Source organism: Sphingomonas pseudosanguinis (assembly GCF_014196255.1).
Lineage (GTDB): Bacteria > Pseudomonadota > Alphaproteobacteria > Sphingomonadales > Sphingomonadaceae > Sphingomonas > Sphingomonas pseudosanguinis.
In genome coordinates this window covers 165,802-187,236 of the sequence record NZ_JACIDH010000004.1, presented here as the reverse complement: position 1 = coordinate 187,236, position 21,435 = coordinate 165,802, and the positions used below count along the sequence as shown (strand labels likewise).

Genomic DNA, 21,435 nt, shown 5'->3' with positions numbered 1-21,435 from the left:
CCGCTCTTAAGGAGAGGATTGCCATGGCCGCACCCGTTGTTTCCCGCGCCGCCGGCGCGCCAGCCGCTGCGGGAGGGGCGACCAATTACCGGTCCGCGCTGACGCTGCTGGCCAGCCTGTTCTTCATGTGGGGGTTCATCACCGTCATCAACGGGACGCTGCTGCCCCACTTACGCAGCGTGTTCGACCTCAGCTATTTCCAGGCCTCGCTGATCGAGAGCGTCTGGTTCATCGCCTATTTCTTCGCCTCCATCCCCTCGGCCAAGCTGATCGAGCGGATCGGATACCAGAAGTCGCTGGTGACCGGCCTGCTGATCATGGCGGCGGGCGCGGTCGGCATGATGCTGGCGGCGACCTTGCCCTCCTACGGTGTCACCCTGTTGATGCTGTTCGTGATCGCCAGCGGCATCACCCTGCTCCAGGTCGCGGCCAATCCTTATGTCGCGGTGCTGGGCCCGGCGGACACGGCGTCGTCGCGCCTGAACCTCGTCCAGGCGATGAACTCGATGGGCACGATGCTGGCCCCGCTGTTCGGCGCCTATCTGATCCTCGGCCGTTCCAAGGGCGGCACGGCGGAGGCGGGCAGCGCCGCGCTGACCCAGGCCGAACGCCTGGCCGACGCGCATGCCGTCGTCCTTCCCTATGGCCTGGTCGCGGTGGTGCTGGTCGTCCTCGCCTTCGTCATCGCCCGCTTCCCGCTGCCCGCCATGGGCTCGTCGACCAGCCGCGTTGCCAAGGAGGAGCGCAAGAACCACTCGCTGTGGAAGCATCGCAACCTGGTGTTCGGCATCGGCGCGATCTTCATCTATCTGATCGCCGAGATCGGCGTCGGCAACCTGTTCGTGAACTTCGTCAGCCGTCCCGACATCGGCAACATGACGACCGAGGCCGCGGGCCGCTATCTGACCCTGCTCTGGGGCGGGATGATGGTCGGTCGCTTCGTCGGCTCGGCGATCATGCAGAAGGTGCCGGCCGGCACCGTGCTGGCGGTCTTCTCGGTCGGCGCGTTCATCGTGATGCTCGCGACCGTCTTCACCACCGGCCCCGTCGCCATGTGGTCGCTGATCTTGGTCGGCCTGTTCCACTCGATCATGTTCCCGACCATCTTCACGCTGGGCATTCGCGGCCTGGGCCCGCTGACCGAGGAAGGCTCGGGCCTGCTGATCATGGCGATCGCCGGCGGCGCGCTGGTGGCGGTGCATGGCTGGCTGGCCGACAATTACGGCCTGCAGCAGTCGTTCCTGCTGACCGCGGTGTGCGAACTCTACATCCTGTTCTACGCGATCTGGGGTTCGAAGCCGACCAACGCCTTCCCGGACGAAGACGCGAACTGATCGCGGGCCTTCACCGGCAGACAGACAAGGGGCGGTGTCGCGAGACGCCGCCCCTTTTGCATGGGCCACGCCTTTTCCCACACACCGGCATATGTTACGTTACACCATATCTATTTGGTGAAAGGTTCCGCGTGCCCGCCGATCCCGATACGCTTTTCGCGCCCTCGCCGGACGTGCTTCCCGATCATGTGCGAATCGGCGCGGATGCCGATGCATTGGCGACGATCCACGATCCGGACGTTACGCTCGCCATCTGGCAGCGCGCGCCGCTGATCCCCGCCCCCGATCTGTCCGAGATGCCCGCGATCCGCTTCGCCGCCCCCGCTGGTCAGGTCGCGGACAGGATGGCGGCCTACTGGGCGACGGTCGCGCCACAACCCTGGCACGCCGCCGTGACCCGCGATGTCGCGCGACTGGCAGCCCTCTACGCCACGCTCGCCGCCGAAGCACGGGTGGAGGTGCGGCTGGAGCGGATCACGGGCAATGGCTGCTGGAAATTCCATGCAGATTATGTCGCGCTGCGCCTGATCTCGACCTATTGGGGCGAGGCCACCCAGTGGCTGCCGCTGGACGCGGATGCCGAGACGCCGCCGCGTGGCCTGGCCGCCGGCGATGTCGGCCTGTTCAAGGGACGCGCCCTGGCCGGCGACCGGGCGATCATCCACCGCTCGCCCCCGATCGCCGAAAGCGGCGGCGACCGCCTGTTGCTCGTCATCGATGCCGAATGGGAGCAGCCGGACTGACCGGTCAGAACCAAGTGCGGATGCCCAGCGCCAGCGCCGCGCCGCCACCGCGTGCGGCGCCATAGCGGCGCTCCCAATTCACCCCGACATAGGGGGCGAACTCGCGTGCGATCTCGTAGCGCAGGCGCAGGCCCAGCTCGATGCTCGATACGCCCGCCGCGATCCGCTGATCGGGCACGTCCTGCGCGGCGAGATTGACCTCCACCCGGGGTTGCAGGATCGTGCGCTGGCTCAGCCGCTGGTCGACCCAGGCCTCGGCGCGGCCGGTCAGGTCGCCCTTGTCCGACAGGAACAGCGCGCCCTCGACATCGAACCAATAGGGGGCCAGCCCCTCGACCCCCACCACCGCATAGGTGCGGCGTGCACCCATCCCGACATCCTGGCGCAGGCCCGCCTGGAGGTTCCAATAGGGGTCGATCGCGCGGGCATAGAGCGCCTGCACCTCGGCCGTGCCGATCCGGCCGCCCAGCGTGCCCTCGCCCTCGGTCTTGACGACCAGCCGGTGGATGTCGCCGCCGAACCAGCCCTCCCCGTCCCAGCGATAGCCGTCGCGCCCGTCGCGAACCTGGATTTCGGCGAGGTTGAACAGGATCTGCGAGAAGCGCATGCCGCCATGCTCCTGCCGCATCCGCGCATCGGCGGCGGCCATGGCGGCGGGGTAGTAGAAGCGATCGGCGGCACGGGTTGTGGGCGCCGGCGGAGGCGGCGCGTTGCCGACCGGGGTATCGGCCATCGCCATGCCGGGCATCGCCCCGTGATCCATGGAACCGTGATCCATGGAGCCGTGATCACCGCCAGGGGAGGCCTCGCCGCCGTCTTTCGGGCGGCAATGCCCCATGGCCGCATGTTCCGGCGAACAGGCGGGGGCCGTCATGCCGGGCAAGGGATCGGATGGTGGCGGGGACGCAGGCCGGCAATGCCCCATCGCGGCATGTTCGGGCGAACAGGTCGAGGCCTCGGCCGGCATCGCATGATGGTCGGCCATCGGCGATACGGGCCGCGCCGCGCGCGGTTTGGCGGCCGGCCGCCGGGCCTTCGCCTTCGGTCGGGCCGTGGGCTTCGGCTTGGCCGGTGCGGGCATCGTCATGCCGGGCATCATGTGATGATGCTGCGGCTCGGCGAGGATCAACGCGAACAGGATCATGCCGCCCCCCCCTTTTCCGCATCGGGCTGGCCCGGGTCGGGTTGGGCCGGGTCGGGTCGCACCGTCACCACCTGCATCATGCCGGCATGCATGTGATAGAGAAGGTGACAATGGAACGCCCAGTCGCCCTCGGCATCCGCCGTCAGGTCGAACGTCACCGTGCCGCCCGGCGCGACATTGACGGTGTGCTTGCGGGGTGCGTGATCGCCATGCCCGGTCACCAGTTCGAAGAAGTGGCCGTGCAGGTGGATGGGATGCGCCATCATCGTGTCGTTGACCAGCGTCACCCGCACCCGCTCGTTCAGGCGAAAGGGGATGGGTGCGGTAACGGCGTTCAGCTTCACCCCGTCGAACGCCCACATATAGCGTTCCATATTGCCGGTCAGATGGATGGTCAGCGCGCGCGACGGCACGCGGCGATCGGGACTGGGCGAACGGCTGATCAAATCGCGATAGGTCAGCACGCGGTGGCCGACATCGCCCAGCCCCTGCGGCGGCTCGCCGGTCCGGTCGACCGGCATCGGCGCGACCGTCTGGACGACGGGCGTCTTGGGGAGGCCCGGCGCATTGGCGAAGTCGCGCATCCGGTGGTCCATGCCGCCATGATTCATCGCGGCACCCTGCCCCGCGGGCTGGCAATGCCCCATTGCGGCATGCTCGGGCGGACAGGCGGACCCATGGTCCATGCCCCCCATCCCCATATCCTTCATCGTCGCCAGCGGCCGGGGGCGTAGCGCCGGGACCGGTGCCGTCATCCCCAGGGCCGGCGCCAGCGTGGCGCGCGCCATGCCCGACCGGTCCCAGGTCTCGGCGACCAGCGTATAGGCGTGCGGCTCGGGCGGGGTGACGATCACGTCATAGGTCTCGGCCACCGCGATCTGCAGCTCGTCGACGCTCACCGGCCGCACCGGCTGCCCATCGGCCTGCACCACCGTCATCGTCAGCCCCGGAATCCGCACATTGAAGATGGTCATCGCCGAGGCATTGACCAGCCGCAGCTTCACCCGCTGCCCGGCCGCGAACAGCCCGGTCCAATTGTCCGCCGGGCCATGGCCGTTGACCAGATAGCGATAGGTGGCGCCGGTCACATCCGACACGTCGCTGGGGTCCATCCGCATCGCCCCCCAGCGCAGGCGCTCCTTCAGCGTCTGGTCGCGCCCGGCCAGCAGCCCGCCGATCGTCTGCTTCTGATAGTTGAAATACCCGCCCTGGAGTTTCAGCCGGCGGAAAATGGCATGCGGATGCAGCGCGCTGTGGTCGGAGAGCATGACGACATGCTCGACATCCGCCGTGATGGGATCGGGCTCGGCCGGATCGATCACGATCGGGCCGTACAGCCCCTCCTGCTCCTGCAATCCCGAATGGCTGTGATACCAATAGGTCCCGGCCTGGACGACGGGAAACTCATATGTAAAGCGCCCGCCCGCCGGAATCCCCGGAAAGCTGATCCCCGGCACCCCGTCCATCTGAAAGGGCAGGAGCAGGCCATGCCAGTGGATCGAGCTTTCCTCGTCCAGCATGTTGACCACGGTGATCCGCATCCTCTGCCCCTCGCGCAGGCGGATCAGCGGGGCCGGCGCCGATCCGTTGATGCCGATCGCGTGATAGGGCTTGCCGTCGATCATCATATGCTGGCGCGCGATGGTCAGCGTGATGTCGGGGCCATGAAGCTCCGCGCGCGGCGACAGGCCATGGCCATGCGTCTGCGCCCAGCCCGGCAGCGCGCCCAGCATGCCAAGGCCGGCACCACCCGCCAGCAGATCACGGCGGTGCATCATGGTCAGGGGATCGATCATGCCCTCTTATACGCGGCCGCGCGCCCTTCCCCTCATGCCGTCGCATCGCGCAGCGCGGCGCGGGCGCGGCGGACGCGCAACTCGATCGCCTTGGCGCTCAGCCCCAGCGCCTCGGCCGCCTCGCTCTGGCTCAACCCCTCGATTGCACAGAGGATCAGCGGCGCGCGCAATCCTTCGGGCAGTGCGTCGAGCGCGGCCAGCGTGCGGGTTAGCGACTCGCGGTCGATCGCCTCTGTCTCGCTGCCGACCCGGTCGTCCGCCACCGCCGCCGCCGTCTCGATCGGCAGCACCCGCGCCAGCATCGCGCGCACCCGCCGCCGCCGCGCCCAGTCGCGGCATTTGTTGAGCGCGATCCGGCTGAGCCAGGCGCGCAGCGAGCGCGCGGTGTCGAACCGGCCGAGCGCGGCATGCGCGGCCACGAAGCTGTCCTGCACCAGATCGAGTGCCTCGTCGGCATCGCGGACATGCGCCAGGATCAGCCGGTAGAGCGCGTCCTTGTGCCGCGCGACGATCGCGGCATAGGCGTGCCCGCCATCCTCCCCGGCGCGGGCCAGCACGACCAGATCGCCATCGGGCAACGCCGCATAAGCGCGGCTCACCGGCCGGCTTCGGTCAGCCTGGCGGCCACCAGCCGGTCGAAGGTCGCCGCCTGGTCGGGGCGCAGCACCCGCCGCATCGCGAAGACATGCGCCAGCGTCGCCTTTTGCAGATCGCCCATGCTGTGATGGACCGCATCGATCGCCTGGCTGACGCGCGGGCCGTCGCGATGCTCGGCCTCGATCGCCGCCGCCAGCCGCGCATTGTCGCCGCGCAGCCGGGCGTCGAGCCCGGCGCGGGTCGCCGCGAACCGTGCCTCCAGCCGATCGAGCGCCACCGCCTGTTGGGGGTCGAGCCGGATGTCGCGGTGGATCAGCGCGTGAAGATCGCTCGCCTGCGGCTCGGCGGGCATCAGCAACCGGCATCCGATCGCCACCCCCGCCAGCGCCGCGACGAAGGCGATGACCAGCGTCAGGACATGGCGCCGCACCCCGCCCGTCATCGGCCGAGCAACAGGGTCGAGGGGGCGAGCCCGGCATCCAGCACGACCGCGATCCGCTCCGGCTGGGCGCGCGCCTCGCTCCGCGCGCTCATCACCCCGCCGCCCGCCAGGCCGAGCAGCATCGCCCCGACCGCCGCCATCGCCAGCCCGCGTCCCGACGTCCCGCCAGCCTCGCCCCCCGCGGCGATGGCGAGTGCGACCCGGTGTTCCAGATCATCCAGGGCGGCGGGCGGCGCGGGGCGTGCCAGAAGGGCCAGATCGTGGTCGAGAGGATCGGTCATGATCCCCCTTATACGCGCGCGCTGCCGATTTCCCTCATGCCGGATCGCCCTTCCACCCGGTCTCCGGCCATCGTTTCACCATGGGACAGGGCGCTTTGTCGCACCGCAACATGCCCGCCGCGCCGGCGGCAAACGGGCTTATGACCGACAGGACGTCACCGATTCGGGGGAATGGGTGCGGGGTTCATGTCGGAAAAGGGATACAGCCATGTACGTCGTCCAGCACCAGTCCGTCGGCCGGATCGCCTGACGATGGCGACGACCACTACCCGCTCCGAGCCTAAACCGCTGATCGTCCTCGCGCAGGCCGCCGGCGCGGTGTCGGGGGAGAATCCCTATACCAAGCTGCTCTATGCGGGGATGGCCGACCAGAATGTCGTCGTGCACCCCTATTCGCGCCGATCGCTGATCGCGCTGCGCCCCGACATCATCCATGTCCACTGGCCGGAATTCCTGGTCCGCTGGAACGCCGGCACCGCCAAGGCGGCGGCCGATGCGACCAAGGAGCTGGCCCTGCTCTGGCTTGCCCGGCGGCGCGGTGCCAAGCTGGTCTGGACCGCGCATGACCTGGGCGCGCATGACAAGCCCGATGTCGGCAGGCTCTATGCCCGCTTCACCGCCGCCTTCAATGCGATGGTCGATCGCGTCATCAGCCTCAGCCCCGCCGCGCTGGAATCGGTACGCGCGCATTATCCCGCCATCGCCCGGCGGCCGGCCGACATCGTACCGCATGGCCATTATCAGGGCTATTACCCCGCGACGCCGACCAGCCATCCCGGCCTCGCCGCCGCGCGCGACGCGGTGGCGGGCAAGCCGACCTGCCTGATCTTCGGCCAGATCCGCCGCTACAAGAACGTGACCGGCCTGATGCAGGACTTCGCCGAGACCCGCGCGGAGACGGGAAACGACGCACAGCTGGTGATCGCGGGCGAGATTCGCGGGACCGAGGAATTCCGCCAGGAGGTGCTGACCAAGGCGGCGGAGACGCCCGGCGTCCACCTGATCCCCGACCGCATCGCCGATGCCGATGTCTGGGCGCTGCATGACATGGCCGACGTCATCGTCCTGCCCTATGCGCAAGGCTCGGCACTGCATTCGGGGGCCGCGATCCTGGCACTGTCGCTGGGCAAGCCGATCGTGGTGCGCGACACGCCGACGATGCGCGATCTCCAGGCGATCGTCGGCGCCGACTGGGTCGCCCTGTTCAACGGCACGCCCCGGGACGCACTCGCCACCGCCGCCGCGCTGCTGGCGGCACCCCGCGCGACCGCGCCCGACCTGACCGAGCTGGACCCCGCCCTCACCGCGCGCCAGACCGTCGCCTGCTACCGCGCGGCGCATCAGGCGTAGGACGGTACGGCGCGTTCATTACCGCGCCATGTGACAGCATTTGGCAGAGATCACTGTCCGAGAGGCTTCTCGGACAGTGATCGGTTGTACCCACAGCGGGCGGACACAGGTTCGAGCGGCTGCCGGACAGTCGGGCGACGCCAAGGACAAATATCCGCAAAATGGAGGCGCCGGCAAAGCAGGAACTCCGAAAACCAAAAACCCCGCTAAGCCGGTTGGCCTAGCGGGGTTTTCGATGGTGGGCGTGGCAAGGATTGAACTTGCGACCCCTGCGATGTCAACGAAGATGGGATCTCCTAAGTCGTTGATTTTGCGTCATCCGAGCGCGCAAACGCGAGAGAACGCGACGAGAACAGGCCGTGAATGGCGGTCCTTTTCACGCAAAACACACGCAAGTCGAATTTTGAGCCAGTATCTTTCTAAATCAGCAACTTATGCACTCGCTTGGTGCTGGACGTCGTTGGTGAATGTGGCCCGAGCTGCCAGCAGCGCGGTCAAGGATATAGGGCAATTGAGGGGTGCAACGAAGCTGCCGGGCAAAGGAAAAAGTCAGGCGGCCTGATCCGGACCCGCGACGGGCCGGTGATCCTCTCGCCGAAAGTACCCAAGATGTTGACGTCCCCGATCGAGCCGTCGCTTGATCCCTCGTTGCGCGTCCTGTCGTTGCCCCTCGCCGCCCTTAACGAGGCACCCCTGCCGATCGGCGCGTTGGCCGGCCTGCCTGCCGGAGCACTGGACATCGCTTCGGCCAATCTCCTGATGGCAGCGACGCCGTGCGACGCGCCGCTGTTCGACGCGAATGTGGAGGCGGCCTGCGTCCGCTTCAAACGTGACGTCATGCTGGTACGGACTGGGCTGTTCCCGGAAACCATGAACCCCGTCACGGTCGACATCGCACTGGTCGGGCCCGACGGGCCGTTCACGATGAAGGGCCTCACCTTCATGCGGAAATGCGACGGCGGCCTGTGGCTGGTGCCAGACCAGGCTGGCGCGTTCGTCGAGATCAGTAGAAAAGGGCTGGCGCTACATATGGCGCCCCCATTCGTAACTTGGGATGAGCGTTGCGACGGGGTTTGTCGCGCGGCGGGCGAGATCGTCTGCATCGTGACCGGCCGGCGAGGCCGCTGACATGGCTACGCGCAAGCCCCGCAAGCTACCAAGCAAGCCGACGCCTACCGACGTCGATCCGCAGAGCTGGCTCTACCTCAACCCGGCCGGGCCTTCCCCGTCGGGCACCGTCTTCGCCGTCCTGCGCCGTACATATGCCGGTCGGATCAATAGTGCGCTGGAGTTCGGCTATCGCAAGGCGCATCTCGGTCCCGCCAACGCGAGTGCAGACACCACTGTCTGGTCGCCGAATGTCGAGCGGATCGAGGTGCTTCTCCCCGCGGGGGCCGACGATGGACTTGCCGATCCGGCAACCCTCCTGGGTCAAATGGACGCGCATGCCGTCGAGCGCGAGAAGGCGTTGCTCACCTACCTGACGCTGCCGCTGGGCGATGTCGACCGGGTGCATATCGGCTGGGAACGCGCACGCGCCTTCCTGCGCGAACGGTTCGCTCGCGACCGCGATCTCGCATCGGTCCTGATCCTGCATGCGCCGGGGACGATCAACGCGGCCTTCCCGCTGCATGCGCACGCCCTGATCGTTCCGAGGCGCGTTACAGGCCTCGGCATCCGGCAGGGCCTGTATGACGAGGATATGATCCATGATCGCGGACAGGCGATCATCGAGGCGATGTGGGCCGAGCACCTGGCGAGCTTCCGGTGACCGGCTTGCAGGACGAAGCCCACGCCGCGCTGGTCGATCTTGCCGGCCGGATCATGCTGACCCACGGTATCGATCCGGACCACGCCATGCGCCTGCTCAGCATCGACAGGGCTGAGGCGGAGGATATGATCCATCTCGGTCGACTGTGGTCGCCCGTAGGTGTTGTTCGCGCAGAGCGACTGCGGCTGTTCATCAACATTCTCATACGCCTGGAATGGCGCCTCAATCACGACAGCCGCGCGATCCGCCATGCCATGAACCTACCGCTCGATGCGTTGGGCGGAGCAGCACCCGCTGACCGACTTGACGGCAGCCTGGAGGACCTGCGCGAACTGCGCAGCGCGATCGCCACTGTCGCCGCGCCCACAATTAAATGGTGGCGGGTCGGTCACTGACCGCCCGCCTTGATGGGGAGGAGGTGAACGCGATCCCGGATTGCGGGATGAAAATAGGAGCAAGTGATCATGACTCAAGACGACGACGCCATCCTCCAGGCTCACACCGTCGCAGCAACCCAGCTTCTGCTCGGCAAGCACAAAATGCGACACGGCGTCGTCGTCACCGGTGGCAAGGAACTCGATTTCGAGGCGCGGACGGAGATGGCTCATGCGGTGCTGCGATCGAACCTCGATATGGTCGCGCTGGAATTTGGCACTACGGCAGACGGTCAATTCGGCCGAACGGGCATCACGATCTACCTGCCACGCGACGGTTTCTGCCGCGTCTACGCCAACTGCAACCTCTGGCTGAGCAAGGCGGGAAATCGCGCTGTGATCTTGCCGCAGCCAAAATTGCGTGGCCACTTCCGCTTGTCTCCGCGCGAACTGATTCACATCGACGGCAAGCCGACCGACGATACGGCCGATGGCATTCAGCGGGCTGACGCTTGGCTGAAGCGTCGAATGGGTACGAAGTTTGCTGAACCGGTGAACGCAAACTTTATTAACCTTCGTGAAGTGGCATGATTGCCTTGTCTTCCCCAATCGCATGTCTGCGTCACGGTGGAAGCACGAACCCGCTGCGCGGGAGGGCGTGCGGGGCACGGTTGAGGTGATGTAACGAGCGCTGCGTGCCGGTTGAGCGTTTCGGGAGGCAGGCAGAGCATGGGGGCTCCACCAGAAGGAGCCCTGCCATGACCACACTCGTTCCAATTGCCGTCAGCCCGCTGCGCCAGCGTCTCATCGACGAGATGGACATACGGCGCTTCGGGCGCGAGACACAGCGCAACTACATCCGCGATGTCGGCCGGTTCGCGACATTCTTGGGGCGTTCGCCGGACACTGCAACGGCAGAAGACGTCCGGCGCTTCCAGATCGAGCAAGGCGAGCTGGATGTCCCGGCGCCGACCATGAACGCCATCGTGTCGGCACTGCGGTTCTTCTTCACGCAGACGCTCGACCGGCCGGACCTGGCGCGCAAGCTGGTCCGGATTCGGCATGAGCGCAAGCTGCCGGTGGTGCTGAGCCGGGACGAGGTAGCGCGGCTGCTCGACGCGACCACGTGCCTCAAGCATCAGGCGGCGCTGTCGGTCGCCTATGGTGCGGGACTGCGCGCGGCCGAGGTCGCCGCCCTCAAGGTCCGTGACATCGACAGCGAGCGCATGCTGCTCCGGGTCGAGCGCGGCAAGGGCGGGCGGTATCGCAACGCCATGCTACCGACGGGACTGCTGGCGTTGCTGCGAGAGTGGTGGCGGGTCGGTCGGCGGGAGCGCGTGTTGCACGTCGACGGCTGGTTGTTCCCCGGCCAGCACTACCTCAAGCCGCTCAGCACCCGGCAGCTGCACCGCATCGTCGTGGAGGCAAGTGTGGCGGCGGGTATCGGCAAGCGCGTCGGGCCGCACACCTTGCGGCACTGTTTCGCGACCCACCTCCTCGAGGACGGGATCGACGTCCGCATCATCCAAACGCTGCTGGGGCACGCCAAGCTGGAAACCACCGCTTATTACACCCAGGTCGCCACGCGGGTCCTGCGCAACGTGACCAGCCCGTTTGAACGGCTCGCAACCACTGCTGCGGAAGGGAGGGTACCCAAGGGCTGAGCGGCGTTGCGCGCCTCACTCGAGGTCGCCGACATCTTCCGCGCTGCCGGTCCTGCGTACCGGGCCGCCCGCGCCGGGCACCTCAGCCTCGACCAGTTGAAGGTCATGTCGGCGATAGAGACTTGCCGTACCGCCATCATGGGCGGGCACGTCGAGGCCTGCACCGACTGCGGCCACTGGCGGGTCGCCTATAACTCCTGCCGCAACCGACACTGCCCGCGGTGCCAGGGGGCAGCCGCGCGCACGTGGCTCGCCGAACGCGAGGCCGACCTGCTCCCGGTCGGCTACTTCCATGTCGTCTTCACGCTGCCGGCCGAGGTCGCCGACATCGCTCTCCAGAACAAGGCGGCAGTCTACGGCCTGCTGTTCCAGGCGGCGTCCGAGACGATGACGACCATCGCCGCCGACCCGAAGCACCTTGGCGCCCGCATCGGCATCACCGCCGTGCTCCATACGTGGGGCTCGGCGATGACTCACCACCCGCACATCCACATGATCGTGCCGGGTGGTGGCCTGTCGCCCGACGGCAGCCGCTGGGTGTCATCGCGCCCGGCGTTCCTCCTGCCGGTCAGGGTGCTGGGCAAGCTGTTCCGCCGTCTGTTCCTCACCCGGCTGATGGCGCTGCATGATGCCGGGCGGCTCGCGTTCTACGGCAGCCTCGCCTACCTCGGTGACCGGCGCGCCTTCCTGCGGCACCTGGCGCCGGTCAGGAAGAAGCGCTGGGTTGTCTACGCCAAGCCGCCGTTCGCCGGGCCGGAGACGGTGCTCGCCTACCTGTCGCGGTACACCCACCGCGTCGCCATCTCGAACAGCCGGCTGCTGCGCTTCGACCAAACCGGCGTCACCTTCCGCTACAAGGACTACCGTCGGGGTGGCGCCGACCGGCAGCAGGTCATGACCCTTGCCGCCGACGAGTTCATCCGCCGCTTCCTGCTCCACGTCCTGCCCAAGGGCTTTCACCGCATCCGCCACTACGGTCTGCTCGCTGGAGCCACCCGCAAGGTCGTGCTCAGCCACGTCCGTCAGCTGCTCGGGGTGGCACCGCCGGCCACGGTCGATGCGCCGGCCGAGCTGGACGACACTCGTCCGGCATGTCCGTGCTGCGGCGGGTACATGGTCGTCGTCGAGACCTTCGAACGTCAGCGCCACCCCCGCGCGCCGCCATCTGCTGCGCGGTCACCCGAGAGACTGGCGTCGTGACCCGGCACGGCTTGGCAGCACCCTACTCCGCGGCTTCCGTGCTTGCGGTGCCGATGCCACCTGCGCAGATCGCCATCAGCGGGGTGGCTACCTCGCCCCAAGCCGAACTTGCCGCGCTGGTGAGCCCGTCATGGCGACCTAAATACAGACCGTCCGCATCCAGGATCCTGCCCGCAACTGCCGTGCCGACCAACGCCCGAGCAGGCCAAAACCCGAATTCCCCATAGGTCATGCTTGTGGCCCGCGGGTTCGGGCTTCCAAGACTTTCGTACGCCTGCCGGCATCCGAAACCCTTCAGGAGAGCGGCCAGTCCGCTTCCAGGCGCCGATCACGACAAAACGGACGCTCGTTCAGGCGGCAGTGCAGGGGGCGTGACCGGGTCGTTGCCTCGAACCACGAGCCGACTTGTGACGCGCCCTTTTGACACTTTGAAACCGGCATGAATCCGTGCGTCAACGGGCACGATCACAACCGTCCGGTTGTGACACCGTGGTACCCTCAAAAAGGTGAAAACCGGGATGGCTGTATTCGGGTAAGCAGGTGTCACTCGCCGGGTCTTACGAAGTCAATCCGCTACGAAGCTTTCGCGTAGGCAGAAATCCTGCGCACGAATTCTGGCACGCCGCTCGGTCGGCCTCCAGGCCGACGGCCCTTGGTTTGCCATCACGGGGATTGCCTCGAACTGAGGCGCTTCTCACCGCCTGTTATGCATCGCCCTTGCTGCGCCGAGACAAGTCGGCGATCCACGGGGAATAATTGCGCTCCTGGAAGACGATCGCGAGTTCCTTGCGCGGCCGGGTGACACTCACATAGAAGAGCCGCCGGGCTTCGCGAAGCGAGCCGGGCGATTTCTTGTCACGGTTAGACGGGATGTCGCCGGCGTTCATGCCGAATAGGATCACCGCATCAAATTCGCGCCCTTTGGCGCTGTGTAGCGTGCTCAGCTGACGCGACCGCTGCCCTCGATCCGGCCTGCAAAAATGTTGAGCGGCATGTCCTTGTCCTGTGCGGGATTGGCGCAGAGACTATAACGAGGTGCTACCGCATAGCGCCATCGGCAACAAGACGCCGATATCGCTCGTGAACCGGTCAGCGGCACGTGGCCCGCCGCTGCCGGCAGATGCTGGATGACGGCCAGCAGGGTGGTCCAAAAACGGGTAGCAGCTCAGGAAAGGGGTGAGATTAACACCGACTGGGTCGAAAGGGGGGGCGATTAACACTGCCGGGCAACGGTGCACTGCCTGTCGATCGCCAATTTCCCATCGTCACTTGCACTTTTGAGAAACGCTGGATGCATTCTAGCGATTCTAAAAAACCATCGTCTTGCGCACGATCCAGCGCGTGACGCTACGTCCTAACTACGGTATGGTGACCAGAGGCAGAGACAGATTGACTATGACAGCTGGGCGCATTTTTTCGATCGGCTACGGGAGCCATTCTCAAGCCATGATTCTGGATCAGCTAAAGGGAGCTGACATTAGCTACGTTATCGATGTCAGATCGTCTCCATTTTCTCGTTACCAGCCTGATTTTTCAAAAGAGCCTTTATCTCAATCTCTTTATGAAATTGGTATAAAATACGTTTTCATGGGGGATTTACTTGGCGGTAGACCGAAAGACCATGATTGCTATACAGATGGTCACGTCGATTATCGAAAAACACGGTCTAAAGATTTTTTTCTAAGGGGAATAGAAAGACTGAAAACTGCGCATAGTAAGGGGCTTCGGGTTTGTTTACTATGTAGTGAAGGTCAGCCTTCGCAGTGCCACCGATCCAAACTAATTGGTGAGGCACTTATGGATCATAAAATTGATGTTGCACATATATTGCCAGACGGTTCCTTGAAATCACAGGCTGATGTCATCTCTGAGCTCACGGATGGGCAATCTGAAATGTTTGGGAGCCAGTTTGTTTCGCGACGGGCTTACCGCTGAAAGGAGCGCCGTGAGGATTGTTACGATAGGTGGATATGGCTTTACAGAGAAGTCATTCATTGAAGCCCTTAAAGAGGCTAAGGTTGATACCTTCGTTGATATACGGCAGCGTAGAGGGATGCGTGGTCCTAAATACGCATTTCTCAATAGTCAGAAACTCCAGAAAATTCTTGCGTTAGAAAATATAAGGTATTTGTATGATCGAGACCTGGCTCCCACATCTGCGGTGAGGGCGGCTCAAAAAAGTAGCGATCAGATCAACGGAGTTGCAAAACAAGACCGAGATCATTTGTCTACGGATTTTGTCAACAGGTATAACTCGGAAGTTCTTGGAGCGTATGACGCTGAACACCTTTTAAAATCTCTTGCTACATCCAAAACGGTTGCATTTTTTTGCGTTGAGGGCCCGCCAGCCGCATGCCATCGCTTGCTTGCTGCAAATTACCTACTAAGCGTGTTAGATAGCAAAGAAAATGTAGAGCATCTCAGGCCATGAATGTCTTGATAGTCGGACGGACTAAAATGTCTGGATCAGCCCGCTGTATCGGCGGCCTGTTGCCGGATGGCTCTTCAGTTCGGCTAACTAAGGCAACAGGCCATTGGGATACGAATACCCCATTGCAGGTTGGTCAGGTGTGGGACATAGATTTTGATGCGGCGACCCAATTGAACCCTCCGCATGTCGAGGATGTAATTGTAAAAAACGCATCACTCGTTAGTACATCAAATAATATAGCTGCTGATATTAGGTCAACAATCACGCCGTGGAAGGGCTCCATAGGAAATATATTTCAAGGTCTTCTAGGATTTACAGGCGGCAACAACGGATACATAAGCAAATACCGTGGCGTTCCAGATCGGAGCACATGGTTTTGGGAGCCAGATAAAGACCTTACGCTTAGGTCCGACAATAAGCACTATGATTACAAAAGCTTTTTTATCAAAAGAGGTTTGTCTTACGTCGGCGAAGTGCCACCTATCCCAGTAATAGCTGCTGGAACTCTTGTTCGTGTATCTCTGGCGCGTTGGTGGCGCCCAGATGATGCGCCAGATTTGGAAGAGCGATGCTATCTTCAGCTTTCTGGGTGGTTCTAGTCCCAAGTGAAAATTGCTACATAGGCTACCATTTAACGCCTGATTCTGACGAAGTAGCATGTGTCACAACCGAGCGGTTATGACACTAGTAAGCTGCGCCAACGCGAAATTAGCGAGCGGCAGAAACTGCGCCTGCGGAAATGGGGCCGCCAGCGTCTGCACTTGGTCGGCGGAACAGAAGGGAAGGGCGGCAGCTCCCGACCAGCTTAAGTCGTTCGCCTATTGTTTTTTGAACGGCTGTTCCCGCTAAAATCAGCCATTCGCCCAGCGCGAAGCCGTCAGACAGAGATGTTGAGGGCGGCGGACCTGGCCTGAGACTCCGCGAAAGCCGCGATCGGCGTAAGTGCCTCGCTGGTTCAACATGCGCCAGCCAAATGCCCGGCGCTACCTGGTCCGCTTTGGCCGCCAGCGGCTCAGCGTCAGGGATGCGGCTGCGGTTCGTTTGCAGCCGGTATCTCCTTGTCCATGTTGAACCGCAGCACTTCCTCGAAGACTCGGTTGCGCGCCTTGGCGTCAGTTATGAGCGAGGCGGCAGGCATCACATAGAGGTGCAGCGGGACATCGTCGGAGGCGCCGATGACGAAATCATCATAGACCACCCGTTCACTGAGCGAGAACACGTCCTTGAAGCCGGTGCGCTTCATGTCCTTGTAGAATTCGTCATCGATCTCGACGACGGAGAAAGCGAACACCTCCCGCACCGTGGCGATGCGATCGACCAGCTCGCTCGCGTAGAGCCGGCACTGCACCAAGGCCTTGTTGTTCTCGAAGATGTCAGCGCCTGGCTTCTTGAACTCGATGATGACGAGCTTGTTCGGGCGCCCCTCATTATCCTTGGAGAAGAACGCGGCAACGTCGGGTTTCCGCTGCTGCTTCGACTCGGTCTCGATCCCGACCTCGCGAACGATCCGCGCCAACGTCTCGTCGCTGTAGATGTTGCTGTAGGACAGGAACTTGTCGTCCACGAGCCAGACATTATTCTCGCGGATGTCGCTGCCGTCGCTGTGTTTACGCAAGATCGCATTGTGCAGGACGTCCTCGGCCGAATCGCGCGGCATCTTCGCCAGCGAGTCGATGACCAACGCGCGGTGGACGATGAAGCGCGCCAGGTCGTCGCTGGCGAGATGCGAGATATCGTCGAAGGCGACGGCGCGTCCTTCCTCCATCGCTTCCACCAGCTGGTCTTCGCGTCGCGCCTGTTGGGCACGATAGGTTCTGACGATCTCATCGGCATCGAGCATCGCGGCCTCGCCGCTCAGCGATTCGACTTGGATGAAGGGATAATATTTCTTGAGCTTGTGGAGGTTGGCGAGCTTGAACGCCTCGATGTCGCCTTCAGCCGCCTCGTTGATCATGGCTAGGCATTCCTCGTGAACGCGCGGCATCAGCGCTTCGCGGCTGATCGGCGAGGCCATGTCGGTATCGGCTTCGGTTTTGGGAATTTCGAGCTTCTGCCGCTCGATGTTGGAGCTTCGGTTCAGATAGGCCGACGTAACGGAGATGAGATATCGGCAAATGTCGAACCGCTTGCTGATCTGATATTCCTCGACGCACAGTTCGTCGGCGCAGAGCATCGCCACGATACCGCGGCGCGGCGCCTCGTCGCGGAAAAGATAGCAGTCGAAAGTTTCGCCCTGGAGCTCGAACGACCGGGTCTTCTGCGCCTCTATCGCTTCGCCCGAGAAGGTGAAGTCGTCGGCGAAAGGCTGCTTGCTGTTGTGGGTGAATCGGATCGAGATGATCCGCCCAGCCTGCTTCTTCAGGAACAACAGCAGCCGGAGGTCGTCGCACATCGCATTGACGAGCTTGGTGACCTGGGTGTTGATCTTCTCCTTGAGCTCCGAAATCGTGATCGTCGTTTCCCGGCGACCGGCCAAGGTGCTCCGCTGGACGTCGTCCGGAGTGAAATCCGGCGTATAGCGAAAGGCGACCAGTTCGCTGTCCAGCTGGCTGCGAACCTCGACGCGGTTCCCATATTTCAGGAACGCCAGCCGGCCCACGCCCTTGCCGCCGATATCGTCCTTATGCCCGGTGCAGATTTCATCGAAGTAATTGAGATTGTCCTGAGTGAAGCCCTCGCCGTCGTCGGTGATCGTGATCTTCTCGAGGACATTGCGAACCTCGTCGCCGAACAGACCCGGCTGGCGATCGAACCACAGATCGACGGTGATGGCGCTCGCACCGGCATGGATCGAATTGGTCACACCCTCGCGGATGACATCCCGCGCGGTGACGCCCCCCTTATAGTGCTCGGCAATGAATTTCTTGAGGTTGATCCGTGCCATCGCGACCTGTCTAGTCGGTGGTCCAGAGGCAGGCAATCAGCTTTGCGGCGCGCCTGCCCGACATCGGCTAAAGGCGATGGAGGGTCGTTACTTTCGACAAATTGCCGACATGCAGCACGAGCGGGTCGGCCACATTCACCGCGAGCATCGGCACCCCACCCCCGGTTTCGAGCGCTAGGTCAACATTCTCGACGGCGAAGGCACCCTTGCGCCCAACGACGATGCGATGCTCCTTCTGCCACGCCTAGCCATCCGGCTTGATAAAGGCCACGCGTTTGGGAAGCGCCCAATCGATGCCGGGCGCCGCGTCCAGGTCACGATAATTAATTGCGTGACTATAGACGTGGCGATCGAGCCTCGAGCACAGCCGAACATGGCTCGAAATCCTGCTGAGCAAGCGCACGGGCTCCGAAATCTCCACGCAAAACGGGCATTCGAACTTCGCGGCAATCTCAGCCGAAAGCTCGGTGCTCAGGCAATAGACGAAGATGTCGTCGGCTCGGACCGACGCCCTGATCCCGGTCGTCGAAGCGCATTGCGGGCACGCCCATTATCCGATTTGGCATTTATGCTTCCTGGCGCGGTGCACGCTCAGCCATCCGGTCCGATATGGACCTGACGGGACCGCCCGGGTTGCGATAAGCAGCACGCAAAGCAGCATCCGCAGCACAGGTGGCGACCAAATCCGATGGGCACTTCGATCGAACTGGAAATCGGCGCGGTGTCGCTCGATTATGCCAAGAATCATATGGGCACCGATTATGGCTATCTGTTCCAGCAAGCCGACCTTTGCCATCGGCGCTCGGACCAGATCAATTACGCGGATGTCCCGCCAGGCGGCGATTCCGAAGAAATGGGCGAAAGCGAAGAGGCCTTCGTCCGGCCGCTCTCCCGCGTTCTGTCGCGGCTGCGCGTGCTCGGCCATTCGATTGAGGGTGCACGCGCCGAGTATCAGGCCGTCATTGACGATGCGGTGTCACTCGATGACGGCGATGAGGAAGATGCGGCATCGCGCTATTTGAGCTTCGATGAATTCTGCGCACTGATCTGCAAATATCCGGTCGCCAGCCTCGCTGACGCCTATATCGATTACGATACGGACGTTCGCCAGACGATCGCCCAAGGCAGGTTCGCGGCCGATGCGGCTCTATTCGAGCGCCTACCATGGACCGACAATTCAGATCTCTATTGGTCCGAGGCGAGCTATCTGGCCGCAAAGCTCGGCATCCTCAGCCCTGCCTCGATGTTGGAAGTCTTCGCGCTCAATCCGGCGAACGCACATGCCCCCGTTATCTGGCAGTTCGGTCCGATCGTGACCTCCGGATGGGCCACGCGCGAAGCATTTCAAGCGGGCGCAAGGCGAAGCCAGACCTTGCTGGTCGCAACGGAGGGCGCTTCGGACGCACGAATCCTGCGCCGCGCACTCGACCTCTTGCGGCCCGATGTCGCCGACTTTTTCCGGTTCATCGACGGCGAGGAGCGCCATCATTTCTGGGGCACCGGCAATTTGGTCAAGTTCGCCGAAGGGCTGATGCGGATCGACGTCCAGAACCGGGTCCTGTTTCTGCTCGATAATGACGCCGAGGGCGTCGACGCCTATCGCAAGCTCGAGGAACTCAAGCTCCCAGGAAACATGCGGGCGATGGTCCTGCCGGCGTTGGAAGCGTTCCGCGATTTCCCGGCACGTGGACCGGACGGTGTCCGGGCCTGCGACATCAACGGCAGAGCGGCTGCAATCGAATGCTATCTAGACCTGAAGTTGCCCCAATATCCCCCCGCCCAGATCGTTTGGAGCAATTACAAGAAGGAGCTGGATTCGTGGCACGGCGCGCTGGAGCATAAGGAATCCTATATGCGCCACTTCTTCGATCAGGACACAGAGACCCTCGCGGGCGGCGGCTACGATATCTCGAAGCTGACCCAATTGCTGGACGCACTGATCGCCGAGATCTCATGCCTCACGGGCGCCGACCCGATAAAAGCCTGAATTTCAAAAAAATTTGCGCATCCGACAGGATTCAGACCTTTGACCTTCGCCTTCGGAGAGCGTTGCTCAGGAGCAATTGATGGCTGCTATTATAGTCCTTGCAATTGGAAGCCGACATTCTGCTGATGGCCCAATTGCAGCTGCTGTGCGAGGGCGATCCACCAGACGCTAAATGTCGGCTCCTGGCGAGACCTGACGTTCAGCCCGGAACTCGGGAATGGCGGCTTTGTCCCAAAATCGGAAGCACCTGGGCCTTCGAACCCGATGTAAAACAGGAATGGGTGGCAGGAGTTGGGGAGCGGAATTCGCGGTTTGAACGGCCAATTTTGGGTCGTGGTGACAGCAATCGTGACCGCACAATCGTTAGCTCCCGCAACTGACCCCGGAAGCAAAAGGCTGATACCGATTTGCACGGATCGGCGGCCCCGCTAAGCCATGCTCATGGCATTCGGCGTTTTCATCCATCGGTTTGACTCGATCTACGACGACACGCCAGCGGAGCGTTACCAGTTTCCGGCCCAGTATCTGAGCCGGGCCCAGGCCTGTCTCGGTGACTGGATAATCTATTACGAGCCTCGCAAAGTCCGAGACACGCGCGGCTATTTCGCGGTCGCCAAGATCGAGCAGATCGTACCGGACCCGACGGCGCCCGGTATGTATCTCGCGCTGGTTGAGCCGGGCAGCTATCTCGATTTCGCTATGCCGGTCCCCTTCGCGGATGCCGATGGCCAAATTATCGAGCGTGGCGTTCTCAACGAAGCCGGCAGGATTTCTGGTCGTGCTCAGGCCGCTGTACGATCGCTGTCTCCAGCGGACTTCAATCGGATCGTGTCCGCAGGACTGGAGGACATCAGCCCGCTCCTGCCACGCACTGGCGACGTCGGCGTGCCAACTGCCGTGCAGGAAGAGCGCGCGCCCTTCATCTTCGACGAAGCACGCGAACGTGTCGCGACGCTGGTTTCACGAGTCGTGCGGGACCGGGTGTTCCGCCGCATCGTTCTGCGCGCGTATGACGAACGCTGCGCCGTCACCGGGCTGAAGCTGATCAACGGCGGCGGCCGCGCAGAGGTCGAAGCCGCCCATATCCGGCCGGTCGAAGCGAACGGTCCCGACATCATCAGCAACGGCATGGCGCTGTCGGGCACGGCACACTGGATGTTCGACCGGGGGCTGATCGGTTTCGACGACGACATGCGGATTCTGGTGTCGCGCCAGGTCAACGATCCAGACAGTGTCCGCTCGATCATCAACCCGTCTGAATGCGCGATCCTGCCCGCACATTTGGCAAGCCGGCCGCACCCGGAATTCGTGCGCTGGCACCGAGAGCACCGCTTCAAACAGTAGCTGGCGTCAGCCCGACTGATCCGTCGAGGTGGAGTAGTGAGCAGGATGATTTGTTGAGGCGCAATTCCGCAAACGTGAATCCTTCAGCTTTGC

21 protein-coding genes and 1 pseudogene are annotated in these 21,435 nt (G+C 63.4%); 15 read left to right on the top strand and 7 right to left on the bottom strand.

All coding sequences use genetic code 11. The annotated features are described in order from the left end of the window. The first annotated feature begins 23 nt into the window (after positions 1-23). Together GGR48_RS07725 and GGR48_RS07720 are read left to right on the top strand one after the other, a co-directional pair. Positions 24-1,334: a sugar MFS transporter gene (locus tag GGR48_RS07725; protein WP_183951331.1), complete on the top strand. Its 1,311-nt coding sequence runs from the start codon at positions 24-26 to the stop codon at positions 1,332-1,334. A 131-nt stretch (positions 1,335-1,465) separates the two neighbouring features. Beyond that, the gene (locus tag GGR48_RS07720) at positions 1,466-2,077 is read left to right on the top strand and encodes a DUF1826 domain-containing protein (protein ID WP_183951330.1); all 612 of its coding nucleotides are present in this window, start codon (positions 1,466-1,468) and stop codon (positions 2,075-2,077) included. A 4-nt stretch (positions 2,078-2,081) separates the two neighbouring features. Here GGR48_RS07720 and GGR48_RS07715 read toward each other — a convergent pair whose 3' ends face one another. The 5 genes from GGR48_RS07715 to GGR48_RS07695 are packed head-to-tail and all read right to left on the bottom strand — an operon-like array spanning position 2,082 to position 6,337. Further along, a complete protein-coding gene (locus tag GGR48_RS07715; RefSeq protein WP_183951329.1) occupies positions 2,082-3,221 on the bottom strand; it encodes a copper resistance protein B in 1,140 nt (379 codons plus the stop codon). Next, on the bottom strand, positions 3,218-5,017 hold the full coding sequence (locus GGR48_RS07710; RefSeq protein ID WP_206362506.1) for a copper resistance system multicopper oxidase: 1,800 nt from the start codon (positions 5,015-5,017) through the stop codon (positions 3,218-3,220). The genes GGR48_RS07715 and GGR48_RS07710 overlap by 4 nt, the downstream gene beginning before the upstream one ends. A 32-nt stretch (positions 5,018-5,049) precedes the next feature. Further along, positions 5,050-5,616, bottom strand: coding sequence for a sigma-70 family RNA polymerase sigma factor (locus GGR48_RS07705; RefSeq protein WP_183951328.1), 567 nt, complete (start codon positions 5,614-5,616; stop codon positions 5,050-5,052). Next, complete coding sequence (locus tag GGR48_RS07700; protein WP_183951327.1) at positions 5,613-6,056, bottom strand: periplasmic heavy metal sensor; 444 nt, start codon at positions 6,054-6,056, stop codon at positions 5,613-5,615. Before GGR48_RS07700 ends, GGR48_RS07705 begins: the two co-directional genes overlap by 4 nt. Continuing rightward, positions 6,053-6,337, bottom strand: coding sequence for a hypothetical protein (locus GGR48_RS07695; RefSeq protein ID WP_183951326.1), 285 nt, complete (start codon positions 6,335-6,337; stop codon positions 6,053-6,055). Before GGR48_RS07695 ends, GGR48_RS07700 begins: the two co-directional genes overlap by 4 nt. A 252-nt stretch (positions 6,338-6,589) precedes the next feature. Here GGR48_RS07695 and GGR48_RS07690 point away from each other — a divergent pair, with 252 nt between their 5' ends. The 7 genes from GGR48_RS07690 to GGR48_RS07660 all read left to right on the top strand — a co-directional run bounded on the left by GGR48_RS07690 (position 6,590) and on the right by GGR48_RS07660 (position 12,696). Then, positions 6,590-7,687 carry a glycosyltransferase gene (locus GGR48_RS07690; protein WP_183951325.1) on the top strand — a complete coding sequence of 366 codons (1,098 nt, stop codon included), beginning with the start codon at positions 6,590-6,592 and terminating at the stop codon, positions 7,685-7,687. A 648-nt stretch (positions 7,688-8,335) separates the two neighbouring features. Then, the gene (locus tag GGR48_RS07685; RefSeq protein ID WP_206362507.1) at positions 8,336-8,815 is read left to right on the top strand and encodes a hypothetical protein; all 480 of its coding nucleotides are present in this window, start codon (positions 8,336-8,338) and stop codon (positions 8,813-8,815) included. A 1-nt stretch (position 8,816) separates the two neighbouring features. Then, positions 8,817-9,458, top strand: a complete 642-nt coding sequence (locus tag GGR48_RS07680) for a hypothetical protein (RefSeq protein ID WP_183951323.1) — start codon at positions 8,817-8,819, stop codon at positions 9,456-9,458. Continuing rightward, entirely contained in the window at positions 9,455-9,853 is a 399-nt protein-coding gene (locus GGR48_RS07675) for a hypothetical protein (RefSeq protein WP_183951322.1), read from the top strand. The genes GGR48_RS07680 and GGR48_RS07675 overlap by 4 nt, the downstream gene beginning before the upstream one ends. A gap of 69 nt (positions 9,854-9,922) precedes the next feature. Next, positions 9,923-10,423, top strand: coding sequence for a hypothetical protein (locus GGR48_RS07670; RefSeq protein WP_183951321.1), 501 nt, complete (start codon positions 9,923-9,925; stop codon positions 10,421-10,423). Between the two features lie 167 nt (positions 10,424-10,590). Then, on the top strand, positions 10,591-11,496 hold the full coding sequence (locus GGR48_RS07665; RefSeq protein ID WP_183951320.1) for a tyrosine-type recombinase/integrase: 906 nt from the start codon (positions 10,591-10,593) through the stop codon (positions 11,494-11,496). Between the two features lie 6 nt (positions 11,497-11,502). Beyond that, a complete protein-coding gene (locus tag GGR48_RS07660) occupies positions 11,503-12,696 on the top strand; it encodes an IS91 family transposase (RefSeq protein WP_183951319.1) in 1,194 nt (397 codons plus the stop codon). 704 nt (positions 12,697-13,400) lie between these two features. Here the strand turns inward: GGR48_RS07660 and GGR48_RS18100 are convergent. Then, positions 13,401-13,583, bottom strand: a complete 183-nt coding sequence (locus tag GGR48_RS18100; RefSeq protein ID WP_240456090.1) for a 3'-5' exonuclease — start codon at positions 13,581-13,583, stop codon at positions 13,401-13,403. Between the two features lie 118 nt (positions 13,584-13,701). Here GGR48_RS18100 and GGR48_RS07650 point away from each other — a divergent pair. From GGR48_RS07650 to GGR48_RS07635, 4 genes and pseudogenes are all read left to right on the top strand, one after another. Then, positions 13,702-13,827 (top strand): annotated as a pseudogene (locus GGR48_RS07650) (integrase core domain-containing protein); the annotation flags it as partial. A gap of 315 nt (positions 13,828-14,142) precedes the next feature. Continuing rightward, entirely contained in the window at positions 14,143-14,631 is a 489-nt protein-coding gene (locus tag GGR48_RS07645; protein WP_206362508.1) for a DUF488 domain-containing protein, read from the top strand. Positions 14,632-14,641: 10 nt separating this feature from the next. Next, positions 14,642-15,127, top strand: a complete 486-nt coding sequence (locus GGR48_RS07640) for a DUF488 family protein, N3 subclade (RefSeq protein ID WP_183951317.1) — start codon at positions 14,642-14,644, stop codon at positions 15,125-15,127. Further along, positions 15,124-15,726: a dual OB domain-containing protein gene (locus GGR48_RS07635; RefSeq protein WP_183951316.1), complete on the top strand. Its 603-nt coding sequence runs from the start codon at positions 15,124-15,126 to the stop codon at positions 15,724-15,726. The genes GGR48_RS07640 and GGR48_RS07635 overlap by 4 nt, the downstream gene beginning before the upstream one ends. Before the next feature lie 419 nt (positions 15,727-16,145). On the opposite strand, the gene GGR48_RS07630 is transcribed toward GGR48_RS07635, so the two are convergent. Then, positions 16,146-18,011, bottom strand: coding sequence for an ATP-binding protein (locus GGR48_RS07630; protein ID WP_183951315.1), 1,866 nt, complete (start codon positions 18,009-18,011; stop codon positions 16,146-16,148). 688 nt (positions 18,012-18,699) lie between these two features. On the opposite strand from GGR48_RS07630, the gene GGR48_RS07625 reads away from it, so the two are divergent. Both GGR48_RS07625 and GGR48_RS07620 read left to right on the top strand, forming a co-directional pair. Further along, complete coding sequence (locus GGR48_RS07625; protein WP_183951314.1) at positions 18,700-19,998, top strand: HEPN/Toprim-associated domain-containing protein; 1,299 nt, start codon at positions 18,700-18,702, stop codon at positions 19,996-19,998. A 441-nt stretch (positions 19,999-20,439) separates the two neighbouring features. Further along, on the top strand, positions 20,440-21,342 hold the full coding sequence (locus GGR48_RS07620) for an HNH endonuclease (protein ID WP_183951313.1): 903 nt from the start codon (positions 20,440-20,442) through the stop codon (positions 21,340-21,342). The last annotated feature ends 93 nt before the right edge of the window (positions 21,343-21,435 follow it).

What these genes read in the sequence shown, in the direction of transcription:
- GGR48_RS07725 (WP_183951331.1), top strand. Translation starts at nt 24, where the DNA reads ATGGCCGCACCCGTTGTTTCCCGCGCCGCCGGCGCGCCAGCCGCTGCG.
- GGR48_RS07715 (WP_183951329.1), bottom strand. Translation starts at nt 3,221, where the DNA reads ATGATCCTGTTCGCGTTGATCCTCGCCGAGCCGCAGCATCATCACATG.
- GGR48_RS07710 (WP_206362506.1), bottom strand. Translation starts at nt 5,017, where the DNA reads ATGATCGATCCCCTGACCATGATGCACCGCCGTGATCTGCTGGCGGGT.
- GGR48_RS07700 (WP_183951327.1), bottom strand. Translation starts at nt 6,056, where the DNA reads ATGACGGGCGGGGTGCGGCGCCATGTCCTGACGCTGGTCATCGCCTTC.
- GGR48_RS07695 (WP_183951326.1), bottom strand. Translation starts at nt 6,337, where the DNA reads ATGACCGATCCTCTCGACCACGATCTGGCCCTTCTGGCACGCCCCGCG.
- GGR48_RS07690 (WP_183951325.1), top strand. Translation starts at nt 6,590, where the DNA reads ATGGCGACGACCACTACCCGCTCCGAGCCTAAACCGCTGATCGTCCTC.
- GGR48_RS07680 (WP_183951323.1), top strand. Translation starts at nt 8,817, where the DNA reads ATGGCTACGCGCAAGCCCCGCAAGCTACCAAGCAAGCCGACGCCTACC.
- GGR48_RS07670 (WP_183951321.1), top strand. Translation starts at nt 9,923, where the DNA reads ATGACTCAAGACGACGACGCCATCCTCCAGGCTCACACCGTCGCAGCA.
- GGR48_RS07665 (WP_183951320.1), top strand. Translation starts at nt 10,591, where the DNA reads ATGACCACACTCGTTCCAATTGCCGTCAGCCCGCTGCGCCAGCGTCTC.
- GGR48_RS18100 (WP_240456090.1), bottom strand. Translation starts at nt 13,583, where the DNA reads ATGAACGCCGGCGACATCCCGTCTAACCGTGACAAGAAATCGCCCGGC.
- GGR48_RS07645 (WP_206362508.1), top strand. Translation starts at nt 14,143, where the DNA reads ATGATTCTGGATCAGCTAAAGGGAGCTGACATTAGCTACGTTATCGAT.
- GGR48_RS07635 (WP_183951316.1), top strand. Translation starts at nt 15,124, where the DNA reads ATGAATGTCTTGATAGTCGGACGGACTAAAATGTCTGGATCAGCCCGC.
- GGR48_RS07630 (WP_183951315.1), bottom strand. Translation starts at nt 18,011, where the DNA reads ATGGCACGGATCAACCTCAAGAAATTCATTGCCGAGCACTATAAGGGG.
- GGR48_RS07625 (WP_183951314.1), top strand. Translation starts at nt 18,700, where the DNA reads ATGGGCACTTCGATCGAACTGGAAATCGGCGCGGTGTCGCTCGATTAT.
- GGR48_RS07620 (WP_183951313.1), top strand. Translation starts at nt 20,440, where the DNA reads ATGGCATTCGGCGTTTTCATCCATCGGTTTGACTCGATCTACGACGAC.